At 72.0% G+C, this 17,000-nt stretch carries 12 protein-coding genes, 1 tRNA gene and 1 pseudogene; 8 read left to right on the top strand and 6 right to left on the bottom strand.

The window, feature by feature from the left end; all coding sequences use genetic code 11:
* Positions 1–1,295: 1,295 nt before the first annotated feature.
* Together OG624_RS00645 and OG624_RS00640 are read right to left on the bottom strand one after the other, a co-directional pair.
* Positions 1,296–2,414 carry a fatty acid desaturase family protein gene (locus OG624_RS00645; RefSeq protein WP_371638849.1) on the bottom strand — a complete coding sequence of 373 codons (1,119 nt, stop codon included), beginning with the start codon at positions 2,412–2,414 and terminating at the stop codon, positions 1,296–1,298.
* Positions 2,415–2,421: 7 nt separating this feature from the next.
* The gene (locus tag OG624_RS00640) at positions 2,422–3,486 is read right to left on the bottom strand and encodes a ferredoxin reductase (protein ID WP_033225635.1); all 1,065 of its coding nucleotides are present in this window, start codon (positions 3,484–3,486) and stop codon (positions 2,422–2,424) included.
* Between the two features lie 87 nt (positions 3,487–3,573).
* Between OG624_RS00640 and OG624_RS00635 the strand changes: the two genes are divergently transcribed.
* Positions 3,574–4,713, top strand: a complete 1,140-nt coding sequence (locus OG624_RS00635; RefSeq protein WP_371638848.1) for a PucR family transcriptional regulator — start codon at positions 3,574–3,576, stop codon at positions 4,711–4,713.
* 1,451 nt (positions 4,714–6,164) lie between these two features.
* Positions 6,165–6,569, top strand: coding sequence for a transglycosylase SLT domain-containing protein (locus OG624_RS00630; RefSeq protein WP_030715288.1), 405 nt, complete (start codon positions 6,165–6,167; stop codon positions 6,567–6,569).
* A 523-nt stretch (positions 6,570–7,092) separates the two neighbouring features.
* Here OG624_RS00630 and OG624_RS00625 read toward each other — a convergent pair.
* Both OG624_RS00625 and OG624_RS00620 read right to left on the bottom strand, forming a co-directional pair.
* Positions 7,093–7,848, bottom strand: a complete 756-nt coding sequence (locus OG624_RS00625) for a class I SAM-dependent methyltransferase (protein WP_371638847.1) — start codon at positions 7,846–7,848, stop codon at positions 7,093–7,095.
* Between the two features lie 311 nt (positions 7,849–8,159).
* A pseudogene (locus OG624_RS00620) lies at positions 8,160–8,624 on the bottom strand (transposase); the annotation flags it as partial.
* 230 nt (positions 8,625–8,854) lie between these two features.
* Between OG624_RS00620 and OG624_RS00615 the strand changes: the two are divergent.
* Positions 8,855–9,361: a nuclear transport factor 2 family protein gene (locus tag OG624_RS00615; protein ID WP_371638846.1), complete on the top strand. Its 507-nt coding sequence runs from the start codon at positions 8,855–8,857 to the stop codon at positions 9,359–9,361.
* Positions 9,362–9,453: 92 nt separating this feature from the next.
* Here OG624_RS00615 and OG624_RS00610 read toward each other — a convergent pair whose 3' ends face one another.
* Both OG624_RS00610 and OG624_RS00605 read right to left on the bottom strand, forming a co-directional pair.
* On the bottom strand, positions 9,454–9,870 hold the full coding sequence (locus OG624_RS00610; RefSeq protein WP_266356424.1) for a hypothetical protein: 417 nt from the start codon (positions 9,868–9,870) through the stop codon (positions 9,454–9,456).
* A 54-nt stretch (positions 9,871–9,924) separates the two neighbouring features.
* Positions 9,925–9,999, bottom strand: a tRNA-Trp gene (locus tag OG624_RS00605).
* A 262-nt stretch (positions 10,000–10,261) separates the two neighbouring features.
* Here OG624_RS00605 and OG624_RS00600 point away from each other — a divergent pair.
* From OG624_RS00600 to OG624_RS00580, 5 genes are all read left to right on the top strand, one after another.
* A complete protein-coding gene (locus OG624_RS00600; protein WP_371638845.1) occupies positions 10,262–11,383 on the top strand; it encodes a glycosyltransferase in 1,122 nt (373 codons plus the stop codon).
* Between the two features lie 617 nt (positions 11,384–12,000).
* Entirely contained in the window at positions 12,001–13,605 is a 1,605-nt protein-coding gene (locus OG624_RS00595; protein WP_371638844.1) for a phospholipase, read from the top strand.
* Positions 13,606–13,853: 248 nt separating this feature from the next.
* Complete coding sequence (locus OG624_RS00590) at positions 13,854–14,951, top strand: LLM class flavin-dependent oxidoreductase (protein WP_033226936.1); 1,098 nt, start codon at positions 13,854–13,856, stop codon at positions 14,949–14,951.
* Positions 14,948–15,610, top strand: coding sequence for a CE1759 family FMN reductase (locus tag OG624_RS00585; protein ID WP_033226937.1), 663 nt, complete (start codon positions 14,948–14,950; stop codon positions 15,608–15,610). Before OG624_RS00590 ends, OG624_RS00585 begins: the two co-directional genes overlap by 4 nt.
* Positions 15,611–16,122: 512 nt before the next feature.
* Entirely contained in the window at positions 16,123–16,995 is an 873-nt protein-coding gene (locus OG624_RS00580) for a PP2C family protein-serine/threonine phosphatase (RefSeq protein ID WP_371638843.1), read from the top strand.
* Positions 16,996–17,000: the final 5 nt, after the last annotated feature.

Raw genomic sequence — 17,000 nt, 5'->3', positions numbered from 1 at the left:
CGCCGCGACCAGCCCCTCGACGGTGACCCGAGGCCAGCAGAGCTCGACCACACCACCGACCACTTGCGCTCACCACCGCAGAGCGGGCCTTCGTACTCCTGCCCGCCGGCCCGGGCGAGTGGCGCTCTTCCAAGGCGGAACCAACACCGTCGGCAGCCCCACCAGTCGTGACGAGGACGGCTGAAACACCTTTTTGATCACCGGATAGCCGGGACGAACTGTGGTGACCGCGAGTGCCCGTGCCCTGCCGGGAGATCACTCCTGGCAGGGCGCAGCCGACCTAGGCGTCCTCGCCAGCGCCGCGCGCCACCGACCAACGCGCCCGGCCAATCACGCCTTGTACGTGGTGCCGACACGACATCCGGACGGCCATTGAGTCGGTACTACCCCGGCACAGCCCACACCCACCCGGGCAGAAGCAGGCCGCCTGACAGGACCCGGTGACTGTTGAGACCGTCCAGGTCATCGGGGATTCATCCTGGCCCCGTGGAAGGGGCGGCGGTTCGTCCGCAGTCCCGGCCACCCTGCTGAGAGGAGTAGTTGACAGCACACGCCGAGCGGGGAGAGGACACCGCGAGCTCGGCGTCGGCCGCCGCCCGGCGTTCCAACGCGACTGCGGCGCCACGGTTGTTCAGCGCGACCCAGCTGCCCGCAGCGAAGAGAGCGAATCCGCACGGCCACATCCCTGGTGACGGACTCGTAGTCGATCTCAGCCAGCCCACCACAGGCACCGGCTTCGGTATCGGGGCGGCTGTCCCAGACCCTGGCCGTGACCGCAGCGGTGTGGGCGTGGCCGGCGCTGAACAGATCGAGCCGGCGTACGTGCGCCTGCAGGAACATGCCCCGCTGGAAGTCGCCCGGGAACGGCACCGGCGCCGTCCCTGAAGACCTGCCCAACGCACCCCGCGCGCCACTCGTCCTCGGAGCCTGGCCCCGAACCGCCGGGCCCAAGGCAGGCAGCTATACCCGTCACCCCGTTGTGGCTCTCCTGCTGGTGGCGGTCGGGATACGGGCCCACGGCGCCCGGCGTGGGCCCGTGGGCCCGTTGGGCTGCTTATGGACCACAGGAACGTTCCAGCGCAGAGAAGTTGCGCCGACGTGCCGGTGGGTGCTGGGTGGGTGTCGGATTCCCGATCTACGACGCCCTCGAGCGGCAGTGGCGCCAAGAAGGCCGGGAGGTTCCCGGCGGAGAAGGAGCCGCGCGCCGATAGGAAGGCGCCGGTCGGCAGGCGTAGACGTGTCCCAATGCGGCTGGCCGTACCGGCGGTGCCGCCGGTACGGCCGAACGATCTGAATCAGGCCGCGACGAGCTCCTGCTCGCGGACCGGTGTTTCGACCTTGGGCTTCTTGTTCGGCAGTGAGAGCCGGAAGACCTTGTGCCACGCGGAGAACACCTGCTTGGGGAGCGGCCCGGTGACGTACTCCAGCTCGTACTTCTCGAACAGCGCGCGCACCTTCACCGCGACCTCGGCGTACCGGTTGCTCGGCAGGTCCGGGAACAGGTGGTGCTCGATCTGGTGCGACAGGTTGCCGGTCATGAAGTGCATGGCCGAGCTGCCGCTGATGTTCGCCGAGCCCATCATCTGGCGCAGGTACCACTGGCCGCGCGTCTCGCCCTTGATCGACCGGCGCTCGAAGACCTGCACGCCCTCGGGGAAGTGCCCGCACATGATCACCGAGTGGGTCCAGATGTTGCGGACCAGGTTCGCGGTGAACGTGGCGGCGAGCGTGGGGAGGAACGACGGACCCGACAGCAGCGGGTGGATCACGTAGTCCTTGAGCACCTGCTTGCGGATCTTGCGACCCACGGCCTTGGCCCGCGCGCGGAACTCAGGGTTCTTGCGGCGACGCTTGTTCAGGTTCTTGCCGAGCTCCAGGTCGTACGCCGCGATGCCGTACTCGAAGAAGCAGGCGTTGATGAAGTTCCACAGCGGCTGGCCGAGGTGGAACGGGTGCCACCTCTGGTCCTCGTCGACGCGCATGATGCCGTAGCCGAGGTCGTTGTCCTTGCCGATCACGTTGGTGTACGTGTGGTGCAGCTCGTTGTGCGAGTGCTTCCACTGGTCGGACGGCGAGACGTGATCCCACTCCCAGGTGGTGGAGTGGATCTTCGGGTCTCGCATCCAGTCCCACTGGCCGTGCAGGATGTTGTGGCCGATCTCCATGTTGTCCATGATCTTCGCGACGGACAGTCCGGCGGTGCCGATCAGCCACGCGGGAGGGAAGATCGAGAACAGCAGCACGCCCCTGCTGACCAGTTCGAGCTTGCGCTGCGCCGAGATCACCTTGCGGATGTAGGCGGCGTCCTTCTCGCCGCGGTCGGCGATCACCTCGTCGCGGATCGCGTCCAGCTCCCGGCCGAGCTCCTCGATCTGCTCCGCGGTCAGGTGGGCGGTGGGGTCGATGGCGGTCAAGGTGCTCCTACCGTTCGATGTCGCAGGGGCCCGCCGCGGCGGACACGCAGGTCTGGATGAGGACGCCCGGCTCGGCCTCGGTGATCTCGCCGGTGCGCAGGTCGCGGACGGCGCCCGCCTTGAGCGGCGTGACGCAGCCGAAGCAGATGCCCATGCGGCACCCGGACGGCATGAGCACGCCGGCCTCCTCGCCGACGTCCAGCAACGGCGTGGCGCCGTCGGCGTCGACGGTCTTGCCGGTGGCGCTGAACGTGACCTCGCCGCCGCTGTCGCCGTCGCCGGTGACGATGATGCCGGGGCGGAAGCGTTCGGTATGCAGGCGCTCTCGTACGCCGTGCTCGGTCCAGTGCTCTTCGGCGGCGTCGAGCAGGCCCGCGGGCCCGCAGGCCCAGGTCTCGCGCTCGGCCCAGTCGGGCACGAGGTCGTCGAGACGGGCGATGTCGAGCATGCCGTCCGTGTCGGTGTGCACCTCGGTGAGCCGCAGCTTCTTGTCCGCGACCAGAACGTGCAGTTCGTCACGGAAGATCACGTCTTGCGGCTGTGGCGCGCAGTGGATCATGACGGCGTCGTCGAGCTCGATGTCGCGCAGCATGCCCATCACGGGAGTGATGCCGCTGCCGGCCGTCAGGTAGAGCACCTTGGCGGGCTTGGCCCGCGGCAGCACGAAGTCACCGGTTGCCTGGTCGAGCTGGACCAGCGTGCCCGGTTTCGCCCTGCGGACCAGGTGGTTGCTGACCTTGCCGTCCGGGATCGCCTTCACGGTGATCGTGACGCGGCCGTCCTGGCGGTTCGTCGGTGAGGTGATGGAGTAGGCACGCCACAGGCGCACCCCGTCGACGTCGACCCCGATCCGCACGTACTGACCGGCCGTGTGGCCGCGCCAGCCCCGTCCCGGCCTGATCACGACAGTCGCGGCGTCACCCGTCTCGGGGTGCACGGCCTCGATGCGCCCACGCAGGTCAGCGCCCGCACGCAGCGGGCTGACCAGGTCGAGGTAGTCCGACGGCAGCAGCGGCGTCGTGACCATCTCCAGCAGTTTCCACGCCCTGCTGCGGAGGGCTGTACTTGTCATGACGCCAGCTTGCTGCGCCTCAAGGGGTAAAGTCCTGACCGCAGGACGTAAATTTGATCAGCTCGATTGTTCGCAGGGAACAAAAACGTGAGCCATGCAGTCCGGAGGGCCAGCGAGCTGGCCCTGGATGAGACGACGGTCACAGCACTTCGGGCCGTACTGACGACCACCGCCGATGAGGTCGTCCAGGCGATCATCGACGAGGTCCCTCCCTATGCCAACGCCCTTTCCGGCCGTATGGGCGTCACCATCCGCCGAGCCGTCCGTACCGCCCTGGGGCACTACCTGGACCTCGCGAGCGGGAACGCCACAGGTGGCGACGCCGGTGACGCGGCCTACGAGCTCGGCCGCGGCGAGGTGCGCGACGGCCGTTCGATGGACGCTCTGCTCAGTGCCTACCGCGTCGGCGCCCGCGTGGCCTGGCGATGCCTGGCGGCGGGTGCCGTACCCGTAGGTCTGCCCGCCGCCGAGGTCGCCAAGTTCGCAGAGCTGACCTTCGCCTACATCGACGAGCTCTCTGCCGCGAGCGCCGCGGGCCACGCCGACGAACTGGCCGCCCGGGGCAGGGCCCACGAGCGCCACCTGGAACACCTGGCCCGCGACCTCCTCGCCGGCGCCAGCCCGGAAGTACTGCTGGCCTCTGTCCAACGGGCCGGGTGGCAGCCGCCGGCTTCGCTGACCGCGGTCCTTCTGCCCGCCGCCCAGGCCCGTCCTGCCTACCGCGCGCTCGACCCGAGCACCCTCGTCCTCGACGATCTGCCGGACGCCACCGGTGTGCTGCTCGTCCCCGATGCCGACCGATCACATCTCTTGCGGCAGCTGACCGACCGCACCGCCGTGGTCGGCCCGGCCCGGCCATGGACTCGTGCGTCCGCCTCGTACGCACGAGCCGTACGCGCGCGCTCCCTCTCCTCCGACATTCGCGACACCGAGGACCACCTGCCCGAGCTGGTGCTGAGCGCCGACGCGGACGCGTTCGCGGACCTGCGTGCCCGAGCCCTCGCACCGTTGCGGACCTTGCCTGTCGCGACGGCACGGCGGCTGGAGGAGACGTTGCGGGCGTGGCTGCTGCACCAGGGCAGGCGGGACGAGGTGGCGGGGGCGTTGTTCGTCCATCCCCAGACGGTCCGGTACCGGATGTCGCAGCTGCGGGAGCTGTTTCCGGATCTCGCATCGCCACAGCGGGTCCTTGAACTGACGCTGGCGGTCGGACTTCGGGCCGGCTGACGCGCACGTGGACCGCCCAGGACGGCGTCCGCGAGCGGTCCAGGAATCGTGGGTGGTGAATGGTGTAGTCCGGGATGCGCCGCCTTCCGATAGTTGGGTGGGGTCGGTTCTGGGGTGTTCGTAGGTGTCTTGAGGGTCCCTGTCGGGCTTTGGTTGGCGGTCTCTGTCTCGGTGTCTCTCATGTTTTCGGGTCGTGGGGGCGAGGTTGTGGGGGGTCCGGCGGGACCGGCGTGGCGTTCTTCCGGCTGCTGGTGGTTGCTGGAGGGGGAGGGCGTGTGTGGCGGCTGCGGGTCCGTGGTGTGCGTTCTTGAGGATGGGCGGTGGCCGGTGGCCGGTGGCCGGTGGCCGGTGGCCGGTGGCCGGCGGCGGGCTGTGCGGGGTGAGTACGCGTGTGTCGGTGTGTCCCGGTCGGCGGCCGCGGGGCGGGTCGGGGTGGGGCGGTGGTTTTCCGGGGTGTCTCACGTTGTGTTGGTGTGAGGTGACTGCGCGGTCGAGACCGTGGCACCCGACTCCGCCGCGATACCGGGGATCGTCAGGTTGAGAGCGAAGTTTCGGTGGGATGCGGTCCCCGTCCACGGTTCCCGGCTCCGCCGACGGTCTTCGGATGCTGCCCCTGGTTTCCTGGCTCCTGGCTCCCGGTTCCTTGGTCTTTTGTGGTGCTGGTGTGTCCGGGCATGTCTGTCGGTCGGGTGTCTGTCCGCCTTGAGGTGGGCGGTGTCGGGCGGGGTGGTCTGGGCCGGGGGTGGGCTTGGTGGGGTGTGGGTCGTTGTGTGGGGTCCTGGCGAGGGTGCCGTGCCTGCCGGTCACGGCCCGGCGCCGCCCGCAGCCCCCGCCCTCGGTTCCCGGGTCCCCGCCCGGTCCCTGGCCCGCCTGTGGTCCCCGCCCACGGCCCGGGCCCGGAGCCGCCCGCGGCCCCGGCCTACGGCCATCCGGTGTCCGCCTCGGTTCCTCGGCCCCCGCCTCCTGGCTACGGTCCCTGGCTTCGCTCGCGGCCCCGGCCTCGGGCGGCCGACGGTTGCCCGCCCTCGGGCCTGGCCTCGTGGTCCTTTGGTGTTGGTTTTGTGGGGTTGTGGGGTGGTTGGGGTTGGTGGCCGGTCGTCTTGAAGGGGGTTGGGGTGGTGACGTTGGGTGAGTTTTGGGGGGTTGGGGGGTGAGGCGTCCCATAGGACCCAGGTCACATACGAATCGGGTTAGTGGTCGGGGTGGGGTGGGTGGAGGGGGTGTGGGCTGCGGGGTTCGGGTTCGGGTGGGTGGTGGGGGTGGTGGCTGCGAGGGTTGTTAGTAGGTGGGGTCGTTGCCGGGAGGGTGGGGCGTCTGTAGAACTGGATGTGTCGCCAGGCGGCACGGGTGTTCCACCCGCCGCCGACGAACCCCTCTCCACCGTGTGAGTGGCTCACGCATGTCTTCGACGTGCCTGCGACCGCCCCTGTTCCCTGTGGAAGGTTTTCTCCGTGTCCAACACCGTCATCCGCCGTATCGCCGCTTCGAAGAAGGCCCTCGCGGGCACCGTCGTCGCCCTGGGTGTCGCCGGTTCCATGCTCGCCACGGTTCCCGCCCAGGCGGCCCCGACGAGTGCCAAGGCGATCGCACAGCAGATGATCAAGGACCCGGCCCAGTTCGCCGCGTTCGACAAGATCATTTCGCACGAGAGCGGCTGGAACCACACCGCGACGAATCCGTCGTCCGGCGCGTACGGTCTGGCACAGGCCCTCCCGGCGTCGAAGATGGCCTCCGCCGGCGCGGACTGGAAGACCAACCCCGCCACCCAGATCAAGTGGGGCCTGGACTACATGAACGACCGCTACGGCAGCCCGGTCGGCGCCTGGAACTTCTGGTCCGCCAACCACTGGTACTAAGCCGGCCGGCAGCGGCCAGCACGCATGCACACGCCCGGCCCGGGTTCCCGGCCGGGCGTTCTTGCGTGTCCGGGCCCGTGGGCGGGTGGGGCCCGGACCGCACGGACGACGGCTACGGCAGCCCGGTCGGCGCCTGGAACTTCTGGTCCGCCGACCACTGGTACTGAGCCGCCACCAGCAGGCAGTACGCATGCACGCGCCCGGTCCGGGTTTCGGGTCGGGCGTTCTTGCGTGTCCGGGCCCGTGGCGGGTGGGGTCCGGGCTGTACGGACGACGGCTACGGCAGCCCGGTGGGTGCCTGGAGCCCTGGGGTTGGGCGGGCTGGTGGTCCTGGCCAGAGCGGTGGTCGTCACGGCCGTACGTCACCGCCTGGCCCGGCTCGGCAGGGTTGCGTTACCGGCCGTGCGGGCGGCGGGCCGGGACGGCGCCCGGGAGCCGCCGGATCGTGGGCCCTGACGGTCGGGAGGACGAGCGTCCGTCGGGTCCTCGCCCCTTGGTGCGGTGCCCGGTGTGTGGTGTGGGGTCAGTGGTGGGTGACGGCCAGGCTGACGACGTACTGCTCCTCGATCGTCCCGTCGGGGAAGATCTGGGTCAGCAGGTTCCGTTCGGTGGCCAGGAACGTGTCGGTGGCGTTGTTCCCGAGCATCAGGAAGTCGGAGTAGGTGGCGAGGTTCGCCAGATGTGTGGTGAGTGGGACGGCGCGGGTCCATGGTATTCGGCGGGTGGTGAAGTCGAGTTCGGGCGGCAGGCCGCGGAACCGGGCCGTCGGGTCGGGTGCGCCGCCGTCGTCACCGCCGAAGAGGCGGGCCAGGCGGGCGTCCTGCTCGGCGATCCAGGGGACGGTGGCGTCCGAGTCGTTCCACCACAGGGCGAGCGTGCCCCCGTGGCGAAGTACTCGCAGTGCTTCGGGGACGGAGCTGCGCGGGTCGGTCCAGTGCCAGGCCTGGGCGTAGGTGAGGACGTCGAAGGATCCGGACGCGAGGGGCAGGCGGTCGCCGTCCCCGAGGACGAGGGGGATCGCGGGCAGTCTGAGCCGGAGCTGCGAGGCCATCGCGGGCCCGGGTTCCACCGCGACGACGTACGCGCCACGGGCCTGGAGGAGGGCGGTCGCCAGTCCGGTGCCGGCGCCGATGTCCGCGACGCGGGCGCCCTTCAGCGGGCGGCCGGCGAGTTCCTCGACCGCGTCGAGGACCGCGGGCGGATAGGAGGGGCGGTTCTCCGCGTAGTCGGCGGCCGCCTTCTCGAAGGACCGGGCCTGAGAGGTGATCTCGATCTTCATGCGGCAATCCTCGGTCGCCCCGAGCCGCCCGGCACCGTGCTTTCCCGCCGTTCTCCGGCACGACCGCCCCCCCGGCACGACCGTCCCCGGCAGGACCGCCCCTCGGCGGGACCGACTGTGGCACGGCCGCCCGTAGGTGGCCGGCCGCGACGGCCCGGGGGGTGGGGCTGCCAGCTTGACGGTTCCGTCCGGTCCGGGGGGTGTCCCTGTGTCTTCGGTCGGGGTGGTGGGTGTCGGGCGGGAGGCCGTCCGGCACTCTGCCTGTGTCCTGCCTGCGGCGTGCCCGATGAGGGGCGGCCCGAGGTGGCAGGCCGGGGTTCGTAGCAGGTTCCGTCGCGGAGCACGGCGAAGAGGACGTCGGTCCGGCGTCCGGCGAGGCAGGGCTTGGGTGCGGTGTGTGCCTTGGGTGATCTTCCTGTCGTGGTGGATCCGCGATGCCGGGTCGCCCGAGGCGGCGAACGACGGGGAGGAAGAAGGCCCGTTCGAGCTGCTCGGGTCCTCTTCCGGGACGGCTGTTCGCCGCGGATCGAGGACCCGGCTGCGGGTCGTGGGTGCGAGCCCGGCGTGGGCGGCGAGGTGGCCGGCGGTCGGGAAGGTGCTGCCGTCGCCGTCGCCGTCGCCGTCGCCGACGTCGATCAGGATCCTGGCTCCGGTCCTGACGCCGACTTCCGGCATCGAGGTCAGGACTTCGGTTCGGGAAGAGGGTGGGCCTCCAGGAGTTCCTCGATCCGTCCGGCCGCCGGCTTGCGCCAGCCGAGGACTGCGGTCAGGGACTGTGGTCAGGGATCCGGCCCGGTTCGGGTGGGCCGTCCCGGCACGGTCCGCGCGGACGGGGGGTGGACGGGCGTGGACGGGGGGGTGGACGGTGGTGGGCAGTGGTGGACAGTCATCGGTCGTGCGGGGTCTGGAGAGTGGACACCGTCCGGTACGAGGGTGTGTGTATGAGGCCGCGCGGGACACCGGCGGCCGACCATCCCGCCTTCGCATCCCTTCAGGAGCATCCGTCATGACGTCCCGTACGCTGCGCACCCTCACCGTGGTGACCGCCACCGTCGCGCTCTGCGCCACCGCCCACGCCGCCCACGCCGCCCAGGACGGCGGGCGGCGGACGTCGGGGATCGCCGCCGCCTGGGCGCGTGCCTGGAACGGCACCGACCCGGGGGCTCTGGGTGCCCTGTTCACCGCCGACGGCACCTACACCGACGAGGCCGTCGGTGTCACCTTCCGTGGTCGCACGGAGATCGCGGGGTGGAAGGCCCGCGCCGACACCCTCATCGACGACGTCCACGTCACGGTCCGCAGCACCCGCCTCGACGGCGACCGCATCACCGTCCGGGCCGTCTACTCCGGCCACCTCAAGGGCGCGCCCGGCTCTTTCGCCGTGCCGATGACCACCGAGCTCGACCTCGACCGTGCCCACTGTCGGATCGTCGCCGACCAGGACCACTACAGCCTGGCCACCGTCCTCGCCCAGTCCGGGCTGCCCGCCGACTGGACCCCGCCCACACCCTGACCCCCCGTGACCGGAAGGCGGAAGGCGGAAGGCGGAAGGCGGAAGGCGGAAGGCGGAAGGTGGGAGGTGGGAGGTGGGAGGTGGGGCGTCTTTCAGCGGTCGCGGCGCCCGCCGAGGTGCAGCGCGATCCCGGCGACGGCGAGCCCGACCGCGGTGAGCCCGACGGCGGTGAGCCCGGCAAGGGTCGCGGTCGCGGTCGCGGTGGTCGTGCCGGCCGTCATGAAGCCGTTGCGTGAATGCCAGGACAGCACCGACCCGCGTGATCGCGCGGACAGCAGCGAGCCGGTGCTGAGCCAGGAGGCGGTCGAGAACACGGACAGGGAGGATCCGACGGAGGCGGCGGACAGCGCGCAGCCCACGGAGCCGATCGACAGGACGGAGCCCACCGAGCCGATCGACAGGATCGAGCCCACGGAGCCGATCGACAGGATCGAGTCCTTCGACCAGAGGGAGAGAGGGGACCCACCGCCGCGGCACCGGGGGGCCGTCCATGCACGAGATTCGGTCACGGGTCCATCCTGGCAGGGGCCGGGGCGCGGGGGGAGCGGCACGCGCCGGGAGGGCGGAGCCGACCGGAATCGAACCGGTGTCCTCGCGGTGTTGGAGACCGCGCGCGTCGACCTCTGCGCTACGGCCCCGCCCGTCCCCGGATCGTAGCGGCGCCGCCCCACTGACACGCCGCCCGCCCCACCCCGACCCGCCCCCGACGCCCCGGCCGCCCCCCGACGCCCCGGAGGCTCCGGCACGGTCCTCCGTCCGGCCGGCCCGTGTGCAGAACGTCCGATTATCGATCCTCTCGGGGGAACGTCGCGCGCACGTCCGGGGGTTGATCCGGAAGGGGGGCGGGGTGTGCCCGTCCGCCCCTGGACCCGGTAGACCGACGGCGATGGAGAAATACCCGTGCGCATACTTTTCACCGGACCGGCCGCGGCCGGCCACCTCTTCCCGATGGTCCCGACCGCGCAGGCCTTACGGGCCGCCGGTCACGAGGTGCTGTTCGCGGGCTCGCAGCCGCTCGGCCCTCTGCGTGAGGCCGGTTTCCCGATCGTGGAGATCGGTGACGGTCGCAGCATCATGGACGTCTTCGAGGAGTTCTCGGACCAGGAGATGCGGTACGTCGCACCGGACATGACCACGGATCAGATCCTCGAGCGGGCGGCCCGCGGTTTCGCGCTCGTCTCCCGTTCCACCGTGGACGGTCTGTTGGAGACCGCCGACAGTTGGCGCCCGGACCTGCTGGTCCACGACTCCTTCCAGGCCTCGGCCCCGCTGGTCGCCGCCAAACTGGGGATCCCGTCGGTGGTCCACAACTTCGGCGTGACCTCCGGCCTCGACATGGTCGCCCGGCTCGCCGCCCACTTCACCGAGGCGTACGAGAAGTACGAGGTGGCCGGCCCGGCCGAGCCCACCGCGCTGAACATCGTCCCCGCCTCGCTCGGCGGCGACCCGGGCGGCCTGCGCGTGCGCTACCTCCCCTACAACGGCGGCGGCACCGTCCCGGCCGGACTGCTCCGGCGCGGCGACCGTCCGCGCGTCGCCGTCACCCTGGGCACCGTACTGACCGCGCTGGACGGCGTCCGCGCCATCGTCCGTCTGATGGAGGCCGCCGCGTCGGTGGACGCCGAGTTCCTGCTCGCCGTCGGCGACGCCGACCTCGGCCCGCTCGGCACCCTCCCGGACAACGTCCGCCCGCTGCCCTGGGTCCCGCTCGCCGAGCTGCTGACCACCTGCGACGCGCTCGTCCACCACGGCGGCTCCGGCACCCTGCTCACCGCCCTGCAGGCCGGCCTGCCCCAACTCCTGCTTCCCCAGGGCGCCGACCACTTCGCCAACGCCGACGCACTCACCGCCACCGGCGCCGCCCTGCGCTCGGCCTCCGAGGACGTCGACGCCCCGCTCCTGGCCCGCCTCACCGCCGACCCGGCCCTGCGCGAGGCGGCCGCCGGCCTCCGTGCGGAGAACGCGGCCCTGCCGACCCCGGCCGAGACGGTCCCCGCGCTGGAGGCCCTGGCCGCCTCCTGAGGAGCGCCCGCACGCCCACCACGCGGCCGGCGCCCGCCCGGCGCCCGCCCAGGGCGGGCGCCGGGCGGGCGGCCGACCGCGGCCGAGGTGTGCGAGCGGGAGTTCGGTGTCGTGCCGCCCGACGGTGGGACCGCACCCGCATCCCGGCGGCGCGCACCGGCACGCGTGCCCGATCGGCCCGGGGGGTGCCCCTCCCGCCGTCGGCGGCGCGTCGGGCACGACCACAGGCCCACGCCCCACAGGTCCACGCCCCACCGGACCGCCGACCGCCGCCCCCTGCGTCGGGGCCGTCCCCCTGCGTCGGGACCCCCGGCGTCGGGACCGCCCTCGCCCCCGCCTCCCGGACCGCCGCCCCCCTCGGCCGGCGGTCCGGCGGCGGGGGAGGAGGGGCGACGGGCGGGGGAGGAGGGGTGACGGACGTTCCCGGTGGCCCCGCCTCCCGGCTCCGGCGCACCCCCGCGCACCCCCGTGCCGCCCCTCGCCCCGTGTGGCCGGAACTCGTCCGGGACGGGCGAACAGGACGCTACGTGCTGGTAACTTACGGGAGTTGATCAAGGTCGGGGTGTGGCCGACCACGCTCCCGGCCGGAGCCACCCCCACCCAGTCAAGGAACCACATTGGCACGCACCGTCACCGCGCCGGCCCTCGTCCCCGCCACGGCCCTCGCACTCGGCCTCTCCCTCCTCGCCGCCGCCCCCGCGTCCGCCGCCGACGCGCCCACCCCGTACCTGGACTCGGTCGAGCAGGCCCTGCGTCAGGTCTCGCCGGGCCTGGAGGGCTCGGTGTGGGAGCGCACCGCCGGCAACCGGCTCGGCTCCTCCGTCCCCGGAGGCGCCGACTGGCTGCTCCAGACCCCCGGTTGCTGGGGCGACGCGGCCTGCACCGACCGGCCCGGCTCGCGCCGCCTCCTGGACAAGATGCGCCAGGACATCGCCGCCGCCCGGGACACGGTCGACATATCCACGCTCGCGCCCTTCCCCAACGGCGGCTACCAGGACGCGATCGTCGCGGGCCTGAAGGAGTCCGCCCAGAAGGGCAACCGGCTCAAGGTCCGCGTCATGGTCGGCGCCGCGCCCATCTACCACTCCACCGTGATCCCCTCGTCCTACCGCGACGAGCTGCTCACGAAGCTCGGCCCGGCCGCCGCGGCGAACATCACCCTCAACGTGGCCTCGATGACCACCTCGAAGACCGCGTTCTCCTGGAACCACTCCAAGCTGGTCGTCGTGGACGGCACCTCGGTGATCACCGGCGGCATCAACAGCTGGAAGGACGACTACCTCGAGACCACCCACCCGGTCGCCGACGTCGACCTCGCGCTGACCGGACCGGCCGCGGGCTCCGCCGGCCGCTACCTGGACACCCTGTGGGACTGGACCTGCCGCAACAAGGCCAACTGGGCCTCGGTCTGGTTCGCCGCCTCGCCCGGCGCGGACTGCATGCCCGCCCTGCCCCGGCCCGCCGCCCCGGCGGGCGGCGGGGACGTGCCCGCGCTCGCCGTCGGCGGCCTCGGCGTCGGCATCCGCCAGAGTGACCCCACCTCCTCCTTCCGCCCCGTCCTGCCCACCGCCGGCGACACGAAATGTGGCATCGGGGTCGCGGACCGGACCAACGCCGACCGGGACTACGACACCGTCAACCCGGAGGAGAGCGCCCTGCGCGCCCTGATCTCCGGCGCGACCTCGCACATCGAGATCTCCCAGCAGGACGTCCACGCCACCTGCCCGCCGCTGCCCCGCTACGACGTCCGCCTCTACGACGCCCTCGCCGCGAAGCTCGCCTCCGGCGTGAAGGTCCGCATCGTCGTGAGCGACCCGGCCAACCGCGGCACGATCGGCAGCGGCGGCTACTCGCAGATCAAGTCGCTGAACGAGGTGAGCGACGCCCTGCGCGGCCGCCTGACGGCCCTGACCGGTGACGGCGGCCGCGCCCGCACCGCCCTGTGCGAGAACCTCCAACTGGCCACGTTCCGCGCGTCCGACCGGCCCACCTGGGCGGACGGCAAGCCCTACGCCCAGCACCACAAGCTGGTCTCGGTCGACGGATCGGCCTTCTACATCGGCTCCAAGAACCTCTACCCGTCCTGGCTCCAGGACTTCGGGTACGTCGTCGAGAGCCCGACCGCGGCCGGACAGCTCAAGAGCGACCTGCTGGACCCGCAGTGGCGCTACTCCCAGGCCACCGCGACGTACGACTACACCCGCGGCCTCTGCCAGGGCTGACCCCCACCACCCCGGCACCCCCGCCCGCCGCACCCCGGCCGGTGTCCCGCACCGGCCCGGCCCGGCCGGGCCCCGCACCCCGTCCGACACCTCGTCCCGCCCCTCGTCCCGCCCCCGTCCCGTCCGGCCGTCCGCCGGGCGGGACGGGGGCGGTCGGTCTTTCGGGGCCCGACCGGGAATACGCCGGGACCGGCCCCCGTTCCCAGGTATGGTTGAACAATCAACAATCTTGGAAGGGTAGGGGAGCCATGCAGTTCGGGATCTTCACCGTCGGTGACGTCACGGCCGACCCGACGACCGGACGCGTGCCCGGCGAGCACGAACGCATCAAGGCGATGCTCGCCATCGCGCAGAAGGCCGAGGAGGTCGGCCTCGACGTCTTCGCCACCGGCGAGCATCACAACCCGCCGTTCGTCCCCTCCTCACCGACGACCATGCTCGGCTACATCGCCGCACGCACCGAGAACCTGATCCTGTCCACCTCGACGACACTGATCACCACCAACGACCCGGTGAAGATCGCCGAGGACTTCGCGATGCTCCAGCACGTCGCCGACGGCCGCGTCGACCTCATGACGGGCCGCGGCAACACCGGACCGGTCTACCCCTGGTTCGGCAAGGACATCCGCGACGGCATCGACCTCGCCATCGAGAACTACGCCCTGCTGCGCCGCCTGTGGGACGAGGACACCGTCACCTGGAAGGGCAGGTTCCGCACCCCGCTGCAGTCCTTCACCTCCACCCCCCGCCCGCTCGACGGCGTCGCGCCCTTCGTCTGGCACGGCTCCATCCGCTCCCCGGAGATCGCCGAACAGGCCGCCTACTACGGCGACGGCTTCTTCCACAACAACATCTTCTGGCCCGCCTCCCACACCGAGCAGATGATCAACCTCTACCGGGAGCGCTACGCCCACTACGGACACGGCACCCCCGAACAGGCCGTCGTCGGCCTCGGCGGCCAGGTGTTCATGCGCCGGAACTCCCAGGACGCCGTCCGCGAGTTCCGCCCCTACTTCGACAACGCCCCCGTCTACGGCCACGGCCCGTCCCTGGAGGAGTTCACCTCCCAGACCCCGCTGACCGTCGGATCCCCCCAACAGGTCATCGAACGCACCCTGTCCTTCCGCGACTACGCCGGCGACTACCAGCGCCAACTGTTCCTGATGGACCACGCGGGCCTGCCCCTGAAGACCGTCCTGGAACAGCTCGACCTGCTCGGCGAGGAGGTCGTACCCGTCCTGCGCAAGGAGTTCGCGAGCCTGCGCCCGGCCGGCGTACCGGACGCGCCGACCCACCCGGCCCGCGTGGCGGCCCGACACACCGCACGACAGGAGACGCAAGCGTGAAACTCCTCGTCGTGACGGCAGGGCTGAGCTCGCCCTCCTCCACCCGCCTGCTCGCCGACCGGCTCACCGCCGCGACGCTCGACCACCTGGACGCCGAACCGGTCGTCCTCGAACTGCGGGAACAGGCGACGCGGATCGCCCAGCACCTCGTCACCGGCTTCCCGCCCACCGAACTGGCCGCCGCACTCGACGCGGTGGCCACCGCGGACGGCCTGATCGCCGTGACACCGGTCTTCGCCGCCTCCTACAGCGGCCTGTTCAAGTCGTTCTTCGACCTCATCGACAAGGACGCCCTCACCGGCACACCGGTCCTCATCGGCGCGACCGGCGGCACGGCCCGCCACAGCCTGGTCACCGAACACGCCATGCGCCCCCTCTTCAACCACCTGCGCGCCCCCGTCGTCCCCACCGCCGTCTACGCGGCCTCCGAGGACTGGGGCGAGGAAGGCCTGGCACAGCGGATCACCCGCGCGGGCACGGAACTGGCCCGCGCCATGGGCTCCGCGCACCCCACCGCCCGGGACACCGCCCCCGACGTCGACACCACCGCCGCGCTCGCACCCCGTTCCCCGACCGGGGCGATCACCTCCACCGATCCGGCGAACCGCCTGGGCACCGTCCCGTTCGCCCAACGACTGGCCGCACTGCAGACCGGCTGACGACAGGGCCCACCCCCGCACCGGCCCGCCACCCCGCACCCGGCCGCCACCACGCACCCGGCCCGTCCCCGGGTGCGGTCCAAGAGCCCGCGTGCAGTCCGCGGGCGGCGGACACCGGGCCCCGGGGGCCTTCGCCCCGCGATCCGGCCCGGCTCCGGATCACGGGGCGAAGGCCCCAGCCGTCGTTCCGGCCGGGAGTGGACCCACGGGGTGAAGGCCCCGCCGCCGTCCCGGCCGGGCCCGGATCCACCGGGGAGCCGAGCGGGCCCCGTACCGGCCCCTGCGCCGGCCGGGTCACCGCACGCAACCCCGGAGCCGCACGCGACGTGGCGGCGCAGGGCGGTCGCACACGCTCCGGCACGATCCCCGAACACCTCCCGCACGCACGCCCGCCCCGTCCGGCAACATGCCGCGTTCGGCGTAATCGACGCCTCGACCCGACTTCCTCCTCACGCTGTGACAGTCGATCACGCTCGTGTCAGGAGGCTCGTGTACACAGGTCCCGTGGGCGCGTGGCCCCGCACACGCCGCCCGGCGGCGGTGGTCGCACCCGCCCGGGTCCGCCCCTGACGGCCGACACCGACGAAGGCTTCCGGCCCACCCCACCACCGCGGTGGATGCGATGGCTGCCGTTCCTCTACGTCGCCCTCGTCCTCCTCCTGGAGATCGCCCTCCGCGAGGAATGGGCGGTCAGCTTCTTCCTCATCGCCCTGCCCGCCATCGCCGCGTACGCCTACGGCCCCGCCGTCGTCGCCGCGCTCACCGTCCTCGCGATCCTCCTCGAAGGCCTCCTCGCCTCGATCACCCACCACCTGGGCGAGACCCACCACGTCACCGCCGACATCGCCACCGCCCTCGTCGGCATCCTCGCGACCGCCCTCGCCGCGCACCGCCGCGGCCAGGAACGCCACCTCGTCCACGCCAACTCCGTCGCCGAGGCCCTGATGCGGGCCCTGCTGCGGCCGGTCCCGCACCAGGTCGGCAACGTCCTCGCGGCCTGCCTGTACCAGCCGAGCGAGGCCGGGACCATGGTGGGCGGCGACCTCTTCGACATCCGCGCCACCCGGGCCGGGGAACGCGCCATCATCGGCGACGTACGCGGCAAAGGACTCCCGGCGGTCCGCACGGTCGCGACGATCCTGGGCAGCTTCCGTGAGGCCGCCCACGAGGCCCGGGACCTGCCGGCCGTCGCCGCCCGACTGGAACGGGGCCTGGTCCGGGAGGCCGAGGAGATCCACGACGACGAACTGTTCGCGACCGCCGTGCTCATCGAGTACGACAGCCGCACGGACCGGGTGACGGTGACCAACCACGGACACGTGGAACCCGTACTGATCTCCCGGGGCCGGGTGCGCACCCTGCAGGGCCCACCGGCGCTGCCCTGATCCGG

Origin of the sequence: Streptomyces virginiae (genome assembly GCF_041432505.1) — a bacterium.
GTDB classification, from domain to species: Bacteria; Actinomycetota; Actinomycetes; order Streptomycetales; family Streptomycetaceae; genus Streptomyces; species Streptomyces virginiae_A.
Note: the sequence above shows the minus strand (reverse complement) of the source record. Positions and strands in the feature narration are given on the sequence as shown.